The 18,239-nt window shown below is 66.1% G+C and carries 19 protein-coding genes; 11 read left to right on the top strand and 8 right to left on the bottom strand.

Annotated elements, in window-relative coordinates:
• Nucleotides 1-33 precede the first annotated feature (33 nt).
• On the bottom strand, nt 34-1,311 hold the full coding sequence (locus VN11_RS18905) for an efflux RND transporter periplasmic adaptor subunit (RefSeq protein ID WP_053450854.1): 1,278 nt from the start codon (nt 1,309-1,311) through the stop codon (nt 34-36).
• Nucleotides 1,312-1,514: 203 nt separating this feature from the next.
• Between VN11_RS18905 and glmS the strand changes: the two genes are divergently transcribed.
• The 3 genes from glmS to VN11_RS18890 all read left to right on the top strand — a co-directional run bounded on the left by glmS (nt 1,515) and on the right by VN11_RS18890 (nt 6,320).
• The gene (gene glmS, locus VN11_RS18900; RefSeq protein WP_053450853.1) at nt 1,515-3,353 is read left to right on the top strand and encodes a glutamine--fructose-6-phosphate transaminase (isomerizing); all 1,839 of its coding nucleotides are present in this window, start codon (nt 1,515-1,517) and stop codon (nt 3,351-3,353) included.
• A 447-nt stretch (nt 3,354-3,800) separates the two neighbouring features.
• Nucleotides 3,801-4,232, top strand: coding sequence for a CBS domain-containing protein (locus VN11_RS18895; protein WP_053450852.1), 432 nt, complete (start codon nt 3,801-3,803; stop codon nt 4,230-4,232).
• A 174-nt stretch (nt 4,233-4,406) separates the two neighbouring features.
• Nucleotides 4,407-6,320 (top strand): hypothetical protein, encoded by a 1,914-nt coding sequence (locus VN11_RS18890; RefSeq protein WP_053450851.1) that lies wholly within the window; start codon nt 4,407-4,409, stop codon nt 6,318-6,320.
• Nucleotides 6,321-6,374: 54 nt separating this feature from the next.
• On the opposite strand, the gene VN11_RS18885 is transcribed toward VN11_RS18890, so the two are convergent.
• Together VN11_RS18885 and gloA are read right to left on the bottom strand one after the other, a co-directional pair.
• Nucleotides 6,375-6,803, bottom strand: coding sequence for a VOC family protein (locus VN11_RS18885; protein ID WP_053450850.1), 429 nt, complete (start codon nt 6,801-6,803; stop codon nt 6,375-6,377).
• Between the two features lie 91 nt (nt 6,804-6,894).
• Nucleotides 6,895-7,410 carry a lactoylglutathione lyase gene (gene gloA, locus VN11_RS18880; protein ID WP_053450849.1) on the bottom strand — a complete coding sequence of 172 codons (516 nt, stop codon included), beginning with the start codon at nt 7,408-7,410 and terminating at the stop codon, nt 6,895-6,897.
• Nucleotides 7,411-7,536: 126 nt separating this feature from the next.
• Between gloA and VN11_RS18875 the strand changes: the two genes are divergently transcribed.
• The gene (locus tag VN11_RS18875) at nt 7,537-8,649 is read left to right on the top strand and encodes a PLP-dependent cysteine synthase family protein (RefSeq protein ID WP_053450848.1); all 1,113 of its coding nucleotides are present in this window, start codon (nt 7,537-7,539) and stop codon (nt 8,647-8,649) included.
• Nucleotides 8,650-8,718: 69 nt separating this feature from the next.
• On the opposite strand, the gene VN11_RS18870 is transcribed toward VN11_RS18875, so the two are convergent.
• A complete protein-coding gene (locus VN11_RS18870; protein WP_006471153.1) occupies nt 8,719-9,123 on the bottom strand; it encodes a hypothetical protein in 405 nt (134 codons plus the stop codon).
• Nucleotides 9,124-9,293: 170 nt separating this feature from the next.
• Between VN11_RS18870 and VN11_RS18865 the strand changes: the two genes are divergently transcribed.
• Nucleotides 9,294-11,324: a M3 family metallopeptidase gene (locus tag VN11_RS18865; protein ID WP_053450847.1), complete on the top strand. Its 2,031-nt coding sequence runs from the start codon at nt 9,294-9,296 to the stop codon at nt 11,322-11,324.
• A gap of 103 nt (nt 11,325-11,427) precedes the next feature.
• Here VN11_RS18865 and VN11_RS18860 read toward each other — a convergent pair whose 3' ends face one another.
• From VN11_RS18860 to VN11_RS18850, 3 genes are all read right to left on the bottom strand, one after another.
• Complete coding sequence (locus tag VN11_RS18860) at nt 11,428-12,231, bottom strand: SDR family oxidoreductase (RefSeq protein ID WP_053450846.1); 804 nt, start codon at nt 12,229-12,231, stop codon at nt 11,428-11,430.
• Nucleotides 12,228-12,794 (bottom strand): DUF1415 domain-containing protein, encoded by a 567-nt coding sequence (locus tag VN11_RS18855; RefSeq protein ID WP_053451384.1) that lies wholly within the window; start codon nt 12,792-12,794, stop codon nt 12,228-12,230. Before VN11_RS18855 ends, VN11_RS18860 begins: the two co-directional genes overlap by 4 nt.
• Before the next feature lie 101 nt (nt 12,795-12,895).
• On the bottom strand, nt 12,896-13,378 hold the full coding sequence (locus VN11_RS18850; protein WP_006471121.1) for a YajQ family cyclic di-GMP-binding protein: 483 nt from the start codon (nt 13,376-13,378) through the stop codon (nt 12,896-12,898).
• A gap of 213 nt (nt 13,379-13,591) precedes the next feature.
• Between VN11_RS18850 and VN11_RS18845 the strand changes: the two genes are divergently transcribed.
• The 5 genes from VN11_RS18845 (at nt 13,592) to VN11_RS18825 (ending at nt 17,117) form a co-directional block, all read left to right on the top strand.
• A complete protein-coding gene (locus VN11_RS18845) occupies nt 13,592-14,488 on the top strand; it encodes a DMT family transporter (protein WP_006471120.1) in 897 nt (298 codons plus the stop codon).
• 147 nt (nt 14,489-14,635) lie between these two features.
• Complete coding sequence (locus tag VN11_RS18840) at nt 14,636-15,643, top strand: methionine ABC transporter ATP-binding protein (protein ID WP_006471119.1); 1,008 nt, start codon at nt 14,636-14,638, stop codon at nt 15,641-15,643.
• Nucleotides 15,640-16,329, top strand: a complete 690-nt coding sequence (locus tag VN11_RS18835) for a methionine ABC transporter permease (protein ID WP_006471118.1) — start codon at nt 15,640-15,642, stop codon at nt 16,327-16,329. The genes VN11_RS18840 and VN11_RS18835 overlap by 4 nt, the downstream gene beginning before the upstream one ends.
• Before the next feature lie 199 nt (nt 16,330-16,528).
• Nucleotides 16,529-16,807 carry a type II toxin-antitoxin system RelE/ParE family toxin gene (locus VN11_RS18830; RefSeq protein ID WP_053450845.1) on the top strand — a complete coding sequence of 93 codons (279 nt, stop codon included), beginning with the start codon at nt 16,529-16,531 and terminating at the stop codon, nt 16,805-16,807.
• A 10-nt stretch (nt 16,808-16,817) separates the two neighbouring features.
• Entirely contained in the window at nt 16,818-17,117 is a 300-nt protein-coding gene (locus VN11_RS18825) for a HigA family addiction module antitoxin (RefSeq protein ID WP_006471116.1), read from the top strand.
• A gap of 39 nt (nt 17,118-17,156) precedes the next feature.
• Here VN11_RS18825 and VN11_RS18820 read toward each other — a convergent pair whose 3' ends face one another.
• Complete coding sequence (locus VN11_RS18820; protein WP_080374966.1) at nt 17,157-17,753, bottom strand: lipocalin family protein; 597 nt, start codon at nt 17,751-17,753, stop codon at nt 17,157-17,159.
• Nucleotides 17,754-17,880: 127 nt separating this feature from the next.
• Here VN11_RS18820 and VN11_RS18815 point away from each other — a divergent pair, with 127 nt between their 5' ends.
• A complete protein-coding gene (locus tag VN11_RS18815; protein ID WP_053450844.1) occupies nt 17,881-18,207 on the top strand; it encodes a hypothetical protein in 327 nt (108 codons plus the stop codon).
• Nucleotides 18,208-18,239: the final 32 nt, after the last annotated feature.

Raw genomic sequence — 18,239 nt, 5'->3', positions numbered from 1 at the left:
GGTGTCCTCTCTCCAGGATTCAGGGTTCTGATATCAGTTGACGGAGACGCGTTCGGCGTCCTTGAACAGGTCGCTGCCGGAGACCACGATGCGGTCTCCCGGTTGCACACCCGACTTGATTTCCACTTCGCCCAGGCTGCTGACGCCCAGTTCCACCGGACGGCGCACGGCGGTGCGGCCATCCATCACGTAAGCGATGCCGTTGCCCTGTTCGACGAACGGGCCACGCTCGACCTTCAGCACGTTTCTGCGGGTATCGAGCAGCACGCGCACCGACATCCGCTGGCTCTGACGCAGGCCTTCCGGCTGCGCGCTGGCGAAGCGAACGCGGGCGTTGACCTCGCCGTTGACCACCTCCGGCGACACCGCGCTGATCTCGCCCGGGAACGGCTGGCCGTTGCCGCCGGTCAGCTGTGCGGGCATGCCGATCGCCAGGTCACGGGCGAAGCTCTCCGGAACCTTGATCTCGACTTCGAACTTGGACAGGTCGACCACGCCCAGCACCGGTGCGTTGGCGGCGAGGTTGGTGGACTGGATCGCCTGCACCTGGCCGACCTGGCCATCGAACGGCGCGCGCAGGGTCAGTGCATCGACCTGGCGCTGGACTTCGGCCACCACGGCCTTCTGGCGATCGGCCAGCAGCCGCTTGTTGCGTGCGTCCAGGTCGGCGCCCTGGCTCTGCAGGCGTGCATCGGTGGTGGCGTTGGCCAGGGTGATGTCGGCCTTCTTCAGCGAGTCCTTGGCCTTGGCCAGGTCGATCTGCGGCACCGCACCGCCGTCGTAGCCGCGCTGGTAGCGCTGCAGGTCGCGGTCGGCGGCCTGCCGTTCGATGGTGGCCTGGTCGGTTTCCTTGCGCGACTTGGCGCGGGCCAGGGTCGCGTCCAGCGCGGCGCGGCTGGCCTCGGCCTCCAGGCCGGCCAGGGTGGCCTGTTCCTGGGCCAGCTTGCTGCGCAGTTCCGGGCTGTCGATGATCGCCAGTTCCTGGCCCTTCTTGACTACGTCGCCGGCGACCACCTTCAGGTCCACGGTACCGGCCGAGATGGCGTACAGGATCGGGCTGTTGGCGGCGATCACCCGGCCGTCGGCCGCGATGTCACGGACCAGGTCGCCCTGCTTCACTTCGGCGATGCGTACGCGGCTGCTGTCGAAGGAGCGGCTGGCGTTGGACCAGGCGTGCACGGCCCAGCCGATGCCGGCCAGCAGCACGAGGGCGCCCGCCGCCGGCCAACGGTAGCGGTGCCAGTTGGCGCGGGTGGCGCTGGCCGGTGCGGAGGAAACGATCTGGTCCTGGGCGGAAGTGTCGCGGATCATCGGATGCGTGCCTTGCGGTGGTAGCCAATACCAAGCACGTAGCGTGCCAACTTTATTCTGTTTCAGATCAACGGTTTGGCGGACTCGTCGCGGTGTCCGGGTGTCCGCGGACACCTTTCCGGACACTTTCATTAAGCGGACAGGAGGGGGAACCCGGGCACGCAGGCTAGAATGCGCCGATCGTCTTCAAGGAATTGCGTGACATGTGTGGAATCGTGGGTGCGATCGCCGATCGCGACGTAGTGCCGGTGCTGATCGAGGGCCTGAAGCGACTTGAATACCGCGGCTACGATTCCTCGGGCATCGCCGTGATCGACCAGGGCGCCCGGCCGGAGGTCCGCCGCGTGCGCCGTACCGGTCGTGTGTCGGAAATGGCTACGGCGGCCGAGGCTGAAGGCTTCAATGCGGTGCTGGGCATCGGCCACACCCGTTGGGCCACCCATGGCGGTGTCACCGAAGCCAACGCGCACCCGCATATCAGCCAGGGCGTGGCGCTGGTGCACAACGGCATCATCGAGAACCACGAAGAGCAGCGCGAAAGGCTGCGCGCGCTGGGCTACACCTTCGAATCCCAGACCGACACCGAAGTCATCGCGCACCTGATCCATCATCATCTCAAGGATGGCGACGACCTGCTGCTGGCGCTGCAGCACACGGTGAAGGAGCTGACCGGTGCCTACGCACTGGCCGTGGTCAGCCGCGCCGAGCCGGAGCGCTTCGTCTGCGCGCGCATGGGCTGCCCGCTGCTGGTCGGCCTGGGCGAGGGCGAGAACTTCGTCGCCTCCGATGTCTCGGCGGTGATCTCGGCCACCCGCAAGGTGATTTTCCTTGAAGAAGGCGACACGGCCGAGATCCGCCGCGACGGTGTGCGCGTCTTCGACGAGCATGACCAGCCGGTCGAGCGCGACGTGCATCTGTCCGATGTGTCGCTGGCCTCGCTGGAACTGGGCCCGTACCGCCACTTCATGCAGAAGGAAATCCACGAGCAGCCGCGTGCGCTGGGCGACACCATCGAGGCGGCAATCGACGCCGGTGGTTTCCCGGCCGAACTGTTCGGCAAGAACGCCGAAGCGGTGCTGTCGGGCATCGAAGGCGTGCAGATCATCGCCTGCGGTACCAGCTATTACGCCGGCCTGACCGCGCGCTACTGGATCGAAGCCATCGCCGGCCTGCCGTGCAGCGTGGAGATCGCCAGCGAATACCGCTACCGCGCCGCCTATGCGAACCCGAAGCACCTGATCGTCACCATCTCCCAGTCCGGCGAAACGCTGGATACGATGGAAGCGCTGAAGTACGCCAAGTCGCTGGGCCACAAGCACACGCTGTCGATCTGCAACGTGCCGGAAAGTGCGATCCCGCGCGCCAGCGAGCTGGTCTGCTACACCCGCGCCGGTGCCGAGATCGGCGTGGCCTCGACCAAGGCCTTCACCACCCAGCTGGCCGCGCTGTTCCAGCTGACCGTGGTGCTGGGCAAGCTGCGTGGCCGCATCGACGCAGCGCAGGAAGCGGACTACCTGGAGCAGCTGCGCTTCCTGCCGGGCAGCGTGCAGCACGCACTGAACATGGAGCCGCAGATCGCGGCATGGGCCGAGCGTTTCGCGCGCAAGAGCAGCGCGTTGTTCCTGGGCCGCGGCCTGCACTACCCGATCGCGCTGGAAGGCTCGCTCAAGCTCAAGGAAATCTCCTACATCCACGCCGAAGCCTATCCGGCGGGCGAGCTGAAGCACGGCCCGCTTGCGCTGGTGGACGAGGACATGCCGGTGGTGGTGATCGCCCCCAACGACAGCCTGCTGGAGAAGGTGAAGTCGAACATGCAGGAAGTGCGCGCCCGTGGTGGCGAGCTGTTCGTGTTCGCCGACCAGGACAGCAACTTCAACGAGTCCGAAGGCGTGCACGTGATCCGCACGCCGCGCCACGCCGGCGTGCTCAGCCCGATCGTGCACACCATTCCGGTGCAGCTGCTGGCGTACCACACCGCACTGGCGCGTGGCACCGACGTGGACAAGCCGCGCAACCTGGCCAAGAGCGTGACGGTGGAGTAACGCCGGCTGCTCGGCCTGGATGCGGTACACGAAGGGGGCCCATGTGGCCCCCTTTCGTTTGCGCCGGTAACCGCATCAAGTGGGACAGTCGCCGGTCGTTCTGTCCGCCGCCGGCAGGCCGCAATCAATCTTTAATGCGCAATGCCGCCTGTATTCAGCGGCGGTTTCAGCCGCGGTGCCATTCTCTGGATCGTCGCTTGGTTCCCACGACGAACTGTCCTATCGATGCCGGTAGTGACCGATGGTCGCAGTCGTAGAATCGATCTGACCGAGGCATGGGTTGTGCGGTTGAACCCACCTCGTTCGCGTTGCAGTACGTCGCCTGCCGATGCATCTCCCAGGGCGGGCACGTGCGCCAGACGTGCGCTGAAAGGTCTGTTCCCGGGGAGGGGGCGTATCGGAAGAGCACACTTTTTTGACTTCAGTGACCTGCACCAGGAAACAAGAATGAACGTCCGCGAACTCCTGCAATCCAAGAAAGAAGCTGTCATCACCATCGACGCCGAAGACACCATCGGTGCCGCCGCCCACAAGATGAGCGCGAACAGGATCGCTGCGCTGGTGGTGATGAAGGACGATGCCCCGGTCGGCATCATTTCCGAAAAGGACATCGTGCGTACCCTGGCCGATGACGGCCCGCAGGCCGGCCGCCGGGTGATTTCCAGCGTGCCGACCACCGGCCTGGAAGGCATTGCGCCGGAAGCGACCCTGAAGCAGGCCATGTCGTTGATGACGTACTCGCGGCGCCGTCATCTGATGGTCACCGAGGGCACCCGCCTGGTCGGCATCCTCAGCCTGGGCGACATCGTGAAGAACCTGCTGGGCGAGCTGGAGCTGGAAAAGGCCGTGCTTCAGGACATCTACATGGCCGCTCACTGAAGCGGCATGAGTTGCTGATTGGTTGGGTCGGCCCATCCAGCGTGGGCCGACCTCGATTGTTCTCCCTCTGCAGGATTTCAGGGGCGTGCCAGTCCCAGAGCGGCAGCGTCGATTGATTCTGCTCACTGATTGCCAGATGCTCCTTGAAATGGAGATTCGAGCAGGGGTGGAGAAGTGAACCGGACGGGTGGCGCGCTCGACGCGGATGAAGGGGTGCCGTTGGAGCAGTTACGGGAGCCGATGGGGCGGCAGCTGGAGCTTGTCGCCCATCCCAAGAGCGTTCGCCTTCCTCTGCAGGACATCACGCCTGAGAACTTCGAGAAGCTCGTAGCGCGACTGGCAAACTGCGCGCCCAGTGCCATGTTCAGGGCGCAGCGGATCGGAAAGTCGGGCTCCGCCCAGTCGGGAATTGACGTTCAGTGCAGGGTTTTTGATAGCGATCGCTTTGACTGCTACGAGGCAAAACGGGTCGTCGAGATCCGCCGAGGTACGTTGAAGAAGTGGGTCGGCAGTTTTCTTGAGGGAACGCACGCCGACACGGCTGCCAGTTTCCACCTCTGCACCACTTACGCCGTTTCCGACGAAACGGCCTTGCAGGAAGAGTGGAAGGACTGCGAACGGCTGTTACTGGATCGTCAGATCCATCCTCACCTCTGGGACCGCGCAGTACTCAATGACCTGCTCAGGGAGCAGTGGCAGATCGTTGCTGAGCTTTATGGTGAGGGGGTAGCGAATGGCTTCTGCGTATCTGCCGCGCCGCCGTTGCCGGTTCCCCAGGAAAGCAGCTTCGCCATTCGCAAAGAGACTCTCTACGGCCCGTCGCTCCAGCTCCAAAACCGCAGCATTGCCTGCTCAGTTCATCTTCCTGAGCGTCTTGACCGGCAACTTTCAGCTGCGCTGTCCTTCTCGCGGGCGGACATTTCAGGGATATCCATAGCGCTGTCTTCCCGGGAGCTGCTGGGCTGGGCCCACTGGAGGGTGCATGCAGATGCGTCAATGGAGCGTCCCTATGCCATCCCGCATGCCAACCGTGCAGGGGCATTTTTGCTGATGGGGCGCCACGCAAGACTTTCATTGAACGAGGCGGAGGTGGCGGACCTTGACTGGATTCTCGAGCGCGCCTGGAAGCACATCCATCAGGCTTGCCTGGCGTACGTTTCCGCGTTTCGCTCTTTCGATTTCGAATTGATTCAACATCATCCTTCGGCGGTTGGGCTGATTTCGGTGAAGCCTTGGCTGTGGGCCCAGATGCTGGCATTCGCACGTATTCATGACACCGCACGGGGGGACGGACCATGGCATGTGTTCGACGCATCACGGTCTCTCCTGAAGATCTACACCTGCCGTGACGGAGAGCGCTTCGACCAGGGCTACCACGCAATCATGTACGCGTATTCCGAAGGTGTTATGTGGTCAGACACGCGCAGCAACATCACCATCGGTTGGAGCCCGACGGATCCGCGGACGGCGTGTTCCGTACGAAGGCAATGGGATGCTCGCTTCACTCACGATTGGCTTTTGCAGGAGCTGATCCCGGAAGTGATCCGCTGGGTGGGTTCGGAGGAAAAACGCGGTGCTGCGGCGGCATGGTGGCGCATGCCATCCCGCTCCGCGCAGACGTTGCCACCGCAGGTCTCTGATCTGGCACATTCACTGGCCCGGGAGGGGAAGATGGACGCATGGACCGACGCGGCAAGTGACACGCTGCAGGCTCATGTTGGCGTACTGCAGTCGCACTTCACTTGCCAGGCATCAAAGGCGCCGCTCGGGTTGGAGTGCATGCGCAACGTGTTGGATTGTATTGACTGTGCCCTGCCTTTCTCCCGTCTTCCTACCGAGGGCTACTTGCGCGGGAGTCTGGGGCTCAATGACGCAGGGGATCTGGCCAAGGCAATCCGGAACAAGGCCAGTACTCTTGAAGCAGGTGTCGATTGTTCCGCAATGGATTTTGCCCTGCGTGGTTTGTTGGAAGTGCTTTGCTATGCGCCGAGCCTTCCCATGAGCAATCGGAATCACATTGAACAACTGCTGCAGCCGCTATGGGACCGACGCAACGAGGACGTACTTTGCGAACTTTTCAGTCGGTAGCCCTGGCTGAGGCATCCGTCTGATCACTGGCAGCCTCGTTGCGCGATCTGCCTTCTAGAACGTGACCCTTACCGAGTCGGCGCTGTAGCTCGCCGGGCCGTGGTAGACCACTTCGATGTTGTTGCCGTCCGGGTCGAGCACGAAGGCGCCGTAGTAGCCCGGGTGGTAGGGGCGTTCGCCCGGCGCGCCGTTGTCGGTGCCGCCTGCGGCCAGGGCAGCGGTGTGGAAGGCATCGACCGTGGCCGCATCACGCGCCTGGAACGCCAGATGATGGCGTCCGGTCAGCTGGCCGGCAGCGGCTTCGCTGCTGGCGGTGGAAATGAACAGCTCGTCGGCCCAGAAATAGTCCGGGCCTTCACCGGCAATGGGAATGCCGATGCTGTCGAACACCGCCTGGTAGAAGCGGCGGCTGGCGGCCAGGTCACGCACCACCAGCTGCAGATGGTCGATCAGTCGCCCGCGGTGCAGTTCCATCGTTTCCATACCAACCTCACAAAAAAGGGGACGGAGGGAATTAAGTCGCTTCCGGCCAATAGTGCCAGAAACGGCTTAATCCCCTCCGTCCCCTTTCTGGTCAGTTGGCGATGATCTCGACCCAGTAGCCGTCCGGGTCCTTGATGAAGGCCAGGTTCTTCATGCGGCCGTCGGTCAGGCGCTTCTGGAAGGTCACGCCGAGGTCCTCGAAGCGCTGGCAGGCGGCTTCGATGTCCGGCACCGACACGCAGATGTGGCCGAAGCCGCGCGGGTCGCTGTTGCCATCGTGGTAGACCGCGCCGTCCTGGGCCTCGGTGCCATGGTTGTGGGTCAGTTCCAGCACGCCCGGCAGGCCGGCCATCCACAGGCGGCGCTGGGCGTCGTCTTCCGGTACCGCGGCGCCAGCCGGCACGTAGGCCAGGAAGTACAGGCTGAACTGGGCCTCCGGGAAGTCGCGCTTGTCGATCAGCTGGTAACCGAGCACGCGGGTGTAGAAGTCCAGCGAGGCGGTGATGTCCTTCACTCGCAGCATGGTGTGGTTGAACACGAAGCCGCGGGTCTCGGCCGGGGCCTGGGCGGCGACGCCGGGGACATCGCGCAGGGCGGGAATGGTCATGGGGGGAGATCCTTCAGACAGGGCCGTTGCCGGCCGGATGTCCCCATTCTAGCGAGCAGCACCTGACCGCACCGCGACGTACAATGGTCGGATCGCACCGTTCCGTCCCGATACCGATGGCCCGCCATGTCGCAGCGTGAATGGGTGGCTGCTGCCATCCGCAAGATCGAAGCTGATTTCAACCGTTCCGCCGATACCCACCTGATTCCTCTGGCGCTGCCTGGGTTCGAGGGCATCGAGCTGTACCTGAAGGATGAATCGAGCCATCCCACCGGAAGCCTGAAGCACCGGTTGGCGCGCTCGCTGTTCCTGTATGCGCTGGCCAATGGCTGGCTGCGCGAGGGCCGGCCGGTGATCGAGGCCTCCAGCGGCTCGACCGCGGTGTCCGAAGCCTATTTCGCGCGCCTGCTCGGGCTGCCGTTCATCGCGGTGATCCCGGCCACCACCTCGCCGGAGAAGATTGCGGCGATCGAATTCCATGGTGGCCGCTGCCACCTGGTCGAGCGCGCCTGCGACCTCAACTGCGATTCGGAAAAACTGGCCCGCGAAACCGGCGGCCACTTCATGGATCAGTTCACCTACGCCGAGCGCGCCACCGACTGGCGTGCCAACAACAACATCGCCGAATCCATCTTCAAGCAGATGGCCGAGGAACCCAGCCCGATCCCGGAATGGATCGTGTGCAGCCCCGGTACCGGTGGTACCGCCGCGACGCTGGGCCGCTATGTCAGCTATCGCCGGCACGACACCCGCATCCTGTGCGCGGACCCGGAAGTCTCGGTGTTCTTCGATGGCTACAAGGCTGCCGTGGCCGGTGAGCCGGACTGGCGAGGCCTGACCTGCAGCGGTGGTTCGCGCGTGGAAGGCATTGGCCGGCCGCGGGTGGAGCCGAGCTTCATCCCGACCAGTGTCGATGCGATGGTGAAGGTGCCCGACGCGCTGAGCCTGGCCGCGATGCGCCATGTCAGCCGCCAGCTCGGCCGCCGCGTCGGTGGTTCCACCGGCACCAACTTCATCGGCGTACTGCAGGCCGCGCAGTGGATGCGCGAGGCCGGTCACCACGGCAGCATCGTCAGCATCCTGTGCGACAGCGGCGAGCGTTACGCGCAAAGCTATTACGACCCGGCGTGGTACGTGCGGCAGGGCATTGATGTCGAGCGCGCCGATGCGCTGCTGGCGGCAGCGGTGGCCGGGCAGGGCTTGCCGGAACTGCCGTGGAGCAGTCTGGAAGCGCTGTAGCGGCCGTGTAGAGTCGAGCCATGCTCGACTCCGGTAAAGAGCCGTCGAGCATGGCTCGACGCTACATATTCAGTACCCCGCCGCGGTGAACGCATCCAGCACCGCATCACGCAAGGCATCGGGCAGCGCCTCGATGTCCATCGCGCGATCATCCAGGTGCAGGCTGGGGTCCAGCGTGCTGGCGCGGCCCTGGGCCAGGGCCTGCAGCCACAGCAGCACGCAGATCACGAACTCGCGTTCATGGCCCAGCTGCAGCTGGCTGGCGCCGCGCTCGATCACCTCGAACGGGTACCACTCCTGGGCGTCATTGAACGTGCCGCCCTGCTGCAGCACCGCCTGCAGCTGCTGCAGGTGGCGCGGGGCGTCGTCCCCGGCATCGCACAGCGCGGCGATCCAGGTCAGTTCGGCCGGGCTGGCAGACAACGCCAGTGACCGCGCCGCTGGGGCGGATGCAACTGCAGCCAGACCTTCCATGTAGGGCCTCGTTCGGTACGTACCGCTGCGGACTCCCCCGCAGCCAAAGCTTCGAACCGCGACCGTAAGGCCGACGTGAATGCCAGGCGTCACCCCCTTGTCAGCCACGTCCGCCAGCGCCATATGTACCAGGCTGCCCGACTGCCGGGCCCGTACCCTGGAGATCTGCCGTGACCGCTGCCAACCCCCTGCTCGATTTTTCCGGCCTGCCGCGCTTCGAGGCGATCCGCCCCGAGCACGTGGCGCCGGCGCTGGATGTGCTGCTGGCCGAGGCCGAAGCGGCCGTCAGCGCCGCGGAGCAGGTGCAGCCGGTGCGCTGGGAGAGCTTCGTCGCCCCGCTGGATGACGCCACCGAGCGTCTGTGGCGCGCCTGGGGCCTGGTCGGCCACCTGCAGGGCGTGGTCAACACCCCGGAACTGCGCGAGGCCTACAACAGCAACCTGCCGCGGGTGACCCGCTTCGCCAGCGCGCTGGGCCAGAACCTGGCGCTGTACCGCCAGTACCAGGCGCTGGCCGCCAGCCCGGAGGCCGCAGGTTTCGACGAGGCCCAGCGCAAGGTGCTGGACAACACCCTGCGTGATTTCCGCCTGGGTGGTGCCGAGCTGGCGCCCGAGGCGCAGCAGCGCTTCGCAGAGATCAAGGAGGAACTGTCGGCACTGTCGGCGAAGTTCTCGCAGAACGTGCTGGACGCCACCGATGCGTGGTCGCTGATCATCGAGGATGAAGCGCGCCTGGCCGGCCTGCCGGAGGACGTGAAGGCCGCCGCGCACGCTGCGGCGGAAAAGGACGGAAAGCAGGGCTGGAAGCTGACCCTGCAGATGCCGTGCTACCTGCCGGTGCAGACCTGGGCCGAAGACCGTGACCTGCGCGAGATCCTGTACCGTGCCAGTGCGCAGCGTGCGTCCGAATTCGGCGACGACGCGCTGGACAACAGCGGCAACATTGACCGCATCCTGGCCCTGCGTGCGCAGCTGGCCGCGCTGCTCGGCTTCGCTTCCTACGGCGATTATTCGGTAGCGACCAAGATGGCGCAGGACCCGGCCGAGGTGCTGGGTTTCCTGCGTGACCTGGCCACGCGTGCCAAGCCGTTCGCGGCCAAGGATCGCGCCGAGCTGGAGCAGTTCGCGCGTGAACAGCTGGGCATCGACAGCCTGCAGGCCTGGGACCTGGCGTTCGCCGCCGACCGCCTGAAGCAGGCGCGCTACAGCTATTCCGAGCAGGACGTGAAGCAGTACTTCACCGAACCGAAGGTACTGGGCGGCCTGTTCTCGGTGATCGAGCAGCTGTACGGCCTGCGCGCGCAGGAAGACGGCGCGCCGGTCTGGCATGAGGATGTTCGCTTCTTCCGCCTGGTCGATGCGCAGGGCGCGCTGGTCGGCCAGTTCTACCTGGACCTGTATGCGCGCGAAGGCAAGCGCGGTGGCGCGTGGATGGATGATTGCCGCAACCGTCGCGTGCGTGCCGACGGCAGCGTGCAGACGCCGCTGGTCTACCTGGTGTGCAACTTTGGTCGCGGTGCCAATGGCAAGCCGGCTACCTTCAGCCACAACGAAGTGACCACGCTGTTCCATGAAATGGGCCATGGCCTGCACCAGCTGTTGACCCGCATCGGTGAACTGGGCGTGGCCGGCATCAATGGCGTGGAGTGGGATGCGGTGGAACTGCCGAGCCAGTTCATGGAGAACTTCTGCTGGGAATGGGACCACCTGCAGGGCATGACCGCGCACGTCGATAGCGGCGAGCCGCTGCCGCGCGCGCTGTACGAGCGCATGCTGGCCGCGCGCAATTTCCACAGCGGCATGGCCACCGTGCGCCAGCTGGAATTCGGCTTGTTCGACATGCTGCTGCACAGCCAGTTCGAACCGGCGCAGGACAGCGTGCTGGCTCTGCTGGACCGCGTACGCGCGGACGTGGCGGTGAACCATCCGCCGGTCTGGAACCGCTTCCCGCACCAGTTCAGCCACATTTTCGCCGGTGGCTACGCGGCGGGTTACTACAGCTACAAGTGGGCCGAGGTGCTCAGCGCCGATGCCTACGCCGCGTTCGAGGAAGCACCGCAGGCACTGGCTGAAACCGGTGCGCGCTTCCGCGATGAAATCCTGTCGCGCGGCGGCAGCCGTCCGGCTGCGGAGAACTTCAAGGCCTTCCGTGGCCGCGCGCCGCAGATCGACGCGCTGCTGCGCCATTCGGGCATGGCGTAAACCGTTGTGGTGGGTGCCAACCTTGGTTGGCACGTTACCGCTATCCACGCATGGCGTGGATCTACCGGAATGCCGGCCAGCGGCCGGCACTACCGGAGGCCGGTCATTCGGCGTAGATCATCTTCCGGCTCATGCCGCCGTCGACGATGAAGTCCTGGCCGGTGGTGAAGCCGGACAGCGACGACAGCAGGTACACCGCCAGCGCGCCGATGTCCTCGGGGCGGCCAACACGGCCGACCGGGTGCTGGGCGTGATCGGTGGCCGAGTAGTCGGGTTGGTGGCGCCGCGAGGGCGCCTGCCAGGCCGAGGTGCCGATCCAGCCGGGGCTGATGCTGTTGACCCGCACCGCCGGGCCGCTGCTGATCGCCAGCGCGTGGGTGAAGGCGACCAGCCCGCCCTTGGCCGCCGCATAGGCCTCGCTGTGCGCTTCGGACTGCCAGGCGCGGGTCGAGGCGATGTTGATGATCGCGCCCTCAGTGCGGGCCGAGAGTGCCGGCAGCGCGTGCTTGCTGCACAGGAAGGCACCGTGCAGTGACGACAGGCGGCGCTGCCATTCCTCCCACGCCATGTCCTGCAGCAATGTGCCATGCGGGCCGGCCATGCCGGCGTTGTTGACCAGTCCGTCGATACGGCCGAACCGCTGCAGGGCCACGGCGACGAAGTCGCGCACGCTGGCTTCGTCGGTGATGTCCAGGCGCTGGAACGCGGCATCGTCACCGCGCTGCCATTCCGCCAGACACGCCTCGCCGGCCTCCACGTCCAGGTCGCCGATCAGCACGCGTCCGCCGGCGCCGAGCACGGCCTGGGCGACGCCACGGCCGATGCCGTTGGCGCCGCCGGTGACCAGCACCACCTTGCCCGACAGCGGCGCGGCCGGCCATGCGGCAATCGGCGGCACCGTACTCACGTCAGGTCTTCGCCGCGCAGGCGGCGATGCCAGCCGTCCACGCCGATGCGGTCCAGGGTCTGGATGTTGCGCTCGACGATCACGTCCGGGTCCGGATAGACATCCACCGCGCGCGCCACGCTGTCTTCGCGCAGCAGGTGCAGGGTGGGGAAGGGCGCCCGGTTGGTGTAGTTGCTGGCGTCGTCCGCGGCCACGCCGTCGAACTGATAGTCCGGGTGGAAGCTGGCCACCTGCAGGATGCCCTGCAGGTCCAGCGCCTCGATCGCGGCGTCGGCGTTGTCGAGGAAGTCGTTGTAGTCGAGGAAATCGGTCAGCACCTGCGGGTGCACGATCAGCGTGGTGTCGATCTGCTCGGCCGGGGTATCGCGCAGCAGCACCAGCTCTTCGGCCAGTTGTTCGACCAGCGCCTCGGGCGTGGTCGCATCGCTCAGCACGATGCGGACCTGGTCCTTCACGTACACCGCCTTGGCGAACGGACACAGGTTCAGGCCGATCACGATGCGCTCCAGCCACAGGCGGGTGGCGGCGATCGGATCATCGGTGGGCATGTGGGAATGGGTCATGGCGGGCACGTCGGCTGGCGGGGCGGCCATTGTAGGCGCGTCGCCGGCAACGCGCCGTCGTACCTGCCGGTGGCAGCGCCGGGTCACGCCCGGCGCAGGCCTCAGTCGCGGAAGTTGTTGAACTGCAGCGGCAGCTCGAACTTGCCGGCCTTGAGCACGGCAATGGCGTCCTGCAGGTCGTCGCGCTTCTTGCCCTGCACGCGCAGCTTGTCGCCGTTGATCTGGCTTTCCACCTTCAGCTTGGCGTCCTTCAGTGCAGCGGCGATCTTCTTGGCGATCTTCTGCTCGATGCCCTGCTTGACGGTGATCTTCTGTCGGGCCTGGGCCAGGTTGGTCTCGATGTCGCCGAATTCCAGGCTGAGCACGTCGATGCCGCGCGCGGCCAGGCGGGCGCGCAGGATGTCGTTCATCTGCTTGAGCTGGAACTCGGTCGGCGCGGTCTGGTTGATGACATCGCCATCGCGTTCGAACTTCGCGTCCACGCCCTTGAAGTCGAAGCGGGTGGCCAGCTCGCGGTTGGCCTGGTCGATGGCGTTGGTCAGTTCGTGGGTGTCGACTTCGGACACGACGTCGAAGGAAGGCATGGGCGCAGCTCCGCAGGATTCAGTGAGGGCCATTCTATCGTGCCGGCCTGCCAGCTTTTTGTAGAGTCGAGCTTGCTCGACTGTTTTGTGAAGAGCAGTCGAGCAAGCTCGACTCTACAGAACGGCGCCAGTCGAGCAAGCTCGACTCTACAGAAGGGCGGCAGTCGGGCATGGCTCGGCTCTACAATCCGGCGCGGTCGGCGATAATGGGCCATGAACGTGCAACGCTCCCCCTCGCGCGCGGTGGCCTGGATGGTCGCGGCAGTCGCCTGTTTCTCGCTGATGGACGCTGGCATGAAGCAGCTGTCGGCCAGCTATCCAACCCTGGAAGTGACCTTTCTGCGCGGCGCGGCCTCATTGCCATTCGTGCTGGTCTGGGTGCTGGTCAGCGCCGGCCCGCGATCGCTGGTACCGCGACGCTGGGGCCTGCACCTGCTGCGTGGCGCACTGGGCATGGCGATGATCGGCTGCTTCGTGTTCGCCCTGCGCGACCTGCCGCTGTCCACCGCCTACACCATCTATTTTGTCGCCCCGCTGCTGATCGCCGCACTGTCGGTGCCGCTGCTGGGCGAACGGGTCGGGCCGCGGCGCTGGGTCGCCATCGGCATCGGCCTGGTCGGCGTGCTGGTGGTGCTGCGGCCGGGCGTGGACGGCTTCATTTCGGTGCCGGGGTTGATGGTGCTGGCCGCGGCCACCGCCTACGCCGTGGCCGCGATCACGGTCAGCCTGCTGACCCGCACCGATACCTCGCAGTCGATGGTGGTGTGGTTCCTGGTGATCATGGCCGTTGGCGCCGGCCTGCTGGCCCTGCCCGGCTGGGTGCCGCTGCAATTGGCGCACGCGCCGCTGATCGCCGGCATGGGCCTGGCCGGGGCGTTGGGCCAGATCGCCCTGACCAAGGCCTTCCAGCTGGGCGAAGCCTCGATGATCGCGCCGCTGGAGTACAGCGGCCTGGTCTGGGTGATCGGCTGGGATCTGGCCTTCTGGGGCCAGCTGCCGGACGGCTACACCTGGGTGGGCGCGGCGATTATTGTCGCTTCCGGCCTGTACCTGCTGCACCGTGAGCGGGTGAACCGGCAGGAGCCGCCAAAGCCGCTGGACCACCCGTAAGGCGGTTGCCGGCCAGCGGGCGGCACGACCGGGCTGGGCGGCTTAGAACCAAAAGGAATAACATTCCGGCTTATGGCGCGGGCGCGTGAGCGCCGGCGCTGGTAGGCTGCACGCCCCCTTCCGTCACCCAGCCGGTGAGCCACGCCCGTGATCGAGTTCCAGCGCCTGCACAAATCCTATGCCGTTGCCGGCCGCGAAGTCAGCGCGCTGCAACCGCTGGACCTGACCATCGAGGCCGGTGAGGTCTTCGGCATCATCGGCCATTCCGGCGCGGGCAAGTCGACCCTGATCCGCATGATCAACCGCCTGGAAGAACCCAGTGGCGGCCGGTTGCTGATCGGTGGCGAGGATGTCACCGCACTGGACGCCGATGGCCTGCGCGCGCTGCGGCGGCGCATCGGCATGATCTTCCAGCACTTCAACCTGTTGTCGTCGCGCACGGTGGCCGGCAATGTCGCCTTCCCGCTGGAGCTGGCCGGCACGCCGAAGGCGGAGATCGACGCGCGCGTGGCCGAGCTGTTGCAGACCGTGGGCCTGGAGGCGCATGCGCAGAAGTACCCGGCGCAGCTGTCCGGTGGCCAGAAGCAGCGCGTCGGCATCGCCCGCGCGCTGGCGACGCGCCCGCAGATCCTGCTGTGCGACGAAGCCACCAGCGCGCTCGACCCGCAGACCACCGCCTCGGTGCTGTCGCTGCTGTCGAAGATCAACCGCGAGCTGGGCCTGACCATCGTGCTGATCACCCACGAGATGGACGTGATCCGTCGCGTCTGCGATCGCGTCGCCGTGCTCGATGCCGGGCAGATGGTCGAGACCGGACCGGTCACCCGGGTGTTCCTGCACCCGCAGCACCCGACCACGCGCCGATTCGTCAGTGAATCGGAGCATGTCGACGAAGGCGCGCTGCACCGTGATTTCGACGCCGTTGGTGGCCGCATCGTGCGCTTGACCTTCCTCGGCGGCGACACCTACGAGCCCTTGCTGGGCAGCGTCGCGCGCGAGACCGGTGTCGATTACAACATCCTGTCCGGCCGCATCGACCGGATCAAGGACACTCCGTATGGCCAGCTGGTGGTCGCCCTGGTGGGCGGTGACCAGTCCGCCGCGCAGGCCGCGTTCGTGGCCGCCGGCGTGCACGTTGAGGAACTGCGTCGATGATCATCGCCACTGCCGGCGGCTTCTTCCGCCACCTGGATGCGGGCAAGTGGGCCGATATCGGCCAGGCCACCCTCGACACCCTGCTGATGCTGCTCGGTTCGCTGCCACTGACCCTGGCCATAGGCCTGCCGCTGGGCGTGCTGCTGTACCTGTTCGGGGCGCCGCAGATGAAGCGCCGGCCGCTGGCCTATGGCGTGCTGGCGCTGGTGGTGAACCTGCTGCGCTCGGTGCCTTTCATCATCCTGATGATCGTGCTGATCCCGGTCACCCTGTTCCTGATGGGCACCTCGCTGGGCGTGCGCGGCGCGATCGTGCCGCTGGTCATTGGTGCTGCGCCGTTCTATGCGCGCCTGGTCGAGACCGCGCTGCGCGAGGTTGACCGCGGTGTGATCGAAGCGACCCAGGCGATGGGCGCCACCACCTGGCAGCTGGTCACCCGCGTGCTGCTGCCGGAAGCGCGTCCCGGCCTGATCGCCGGTGCCACGGTCACCACCGTGGCCCTGATCGGCTTCACCGCCATGGGCGGTGCGATCGGTTCCGGTGGCCTGGGCGACCTGGCCTTCCGCGACGGCTACCAGCGGTCGCACACCGACGTGGCCCTGGTCACCGTGGTCCTGCTGCTGGTGCTGGTGCAGCTGCTGCAGATGCTGGGCGACCGTCTGGTCGCGCATTACAGCCGCAAGTAACGGGGTGCCGGGCGACGCCCGGCATCGCTCGGGTAGTGCCGGCCGCTGGCCGGCAACCTGCAGAACGTCGATATTGGGCTTGTCATAGCGCGGGACTCTGGAAGCCGCCACGCCCATCAGGAATCGATATCGCCAGACTGGGACTGGCAGCACAGCGCCTTCCTTGGTATGTTCCGTTCAACGTAATACGTTGAACGGAATGATCCGTTCATTCCGCTGCAAGCAGACCCGCGCCCTGTTTGAAGGAACCTGCCCCCGTGCCTGGCGTCCAATCCGGCGCGTGGCAGAACGCAAATTGCAACTGCTCGATTCGGCACAGACGTTGGCCTTCCTTCGCAGCCCGCCCGGGAACCGCCTGGAGGCGCTGTCAGGCGATCGGAGAGGGCAATACAGCCTTCGTATCAACGATCAGTGGCGGCTCTGCTTTACCTGGACCGACAGCGGCGCCGACGCCGTGGAAATTGTTGACTATCACTGAGGTGCCCGCCATGAAGCGTCCCCACAACGGCATGCGCGCCATCCATCCTGGCGAGATCCTGCGCGAAGAGTTCCTGCTGCCCCTGGCGCTGAGCGTGAATGCGCTGGCGAAGGCCTTGGATGTGCCCGCAACGCGACTGCACGCCATCGTGCACGGCCAACGCAGCATTTCGGCGGATACAGCGGCGCGGCTGGCGCGGCATTTCGGTGGGGATGCCGCGTCCTGGCTCGCGATGCAGGCGGCCTACGATCTGAAGACCTTGCCAACACGCAGCGAAATCGAACGCCGGGTGCAGCCACGCGCGGCGTGAAGCCGGTCGCACGGACCCGGCTCCGCAGCCACGATCCGATCAGCGCACGTTCGGTACTTCGTAGCCCAGCTTGCCGACCTGGTCGGGATGCTGCGGCACGCGCTTGAGCTTGTCGGTATTCACGCCGTACTCGTCGCGCAGGCGCTCGGCCAGCTCCTTGTACAGGGCCTTGTCCATGTCCGGCTTGCGCGCGAAGATCCAGGCCATCTCGCGGCCCGGGTAACCGATCAGCGCCCAGGAATAGTCCGGGGCCACTTCCAGCACGCGCGAATGGGTCGGCACGACACGGTAGAACCAGGTACGCCAGCCGTGGTTGCCGCTGTCCGGATCGACACTGGCGCGTGCGCGTACCTCCTGCACCGGTTCACCGAAGCCGTCGCGGTAGCGGTAGGTGATGCCGACCTTGTGCGTGTCGCGAAGCTCGTATTCGTTGACGCTGGCGACATGCCCGCGTTCGATGAAGTTCGGCACGCGGCCGATCACGTACCAGGTCCCCATGAAGCGCTTCAGGTCGATCGGCGCGTCCAGAGCGGCCGCGTCGGTGGCGCGGGACGATGGCGGCTCACTGGCGGCCACGGCGGGGCCCGCCAGCGACAGGGCCAGCAGCACGGCGCAGAACGGGCGGATCGAAGTCATGCGGGAGCGGGCTCCAGTGGGCTTGCACGCGCATGGTCGACTGTGTGCACGCGATCCGTCAATGGTGTCGCAGTCCGTGAGAAGGCCCTTGCCCACGCTGTGTTGCATTGTCCACCGGAGAAGCCCCATGAACGTACGTACCGTCCGTCGCCCTGCAACTGAACGCGTCATCTTCGAGCGCGCCGATCCACGCCTGCTGCGCGGCGTGCAGCAGGTGGCGCTGGCCGGCGTGGCACTGGTGCTGGTCTGGCCGGCCGCACGCGGCAGCAGCGCCTGGCTGGGCTGGCTGCCGATGTGGCTGGTCGGCATGCCGCTGGTGGCGTGGTGGGCACTGCTGCGTTTCCCGCTGCCGCGCCTGTCATGGCTGCGGCTGGCACGTCGTACCGGTGGACAGGCGCGGCGCCGTCCGGCTTCGGCTGCGCGCGGTCGACGCCGCCCGGCGGCCACGGCCTGACCTTCGACACGGGGGCGACCGCGACATTCCGT

It is taken from the genome of Stenotrophomonas maltophilia, from assembly GCF_001274595.1.
Taxonomy (GTDB): Bacteria; Pseudomonadota; Gammaproteobacteria; order Xanthomonadales; family Xanthomonadaceae; genus Stenotrophomonas; species Stenotrophomonas forensis.
The sequence above is the reverse complement of the archived record's forward strand: the minus strand, read 5'-3'. Positions and strand labels throughout refer to the sequence as shown.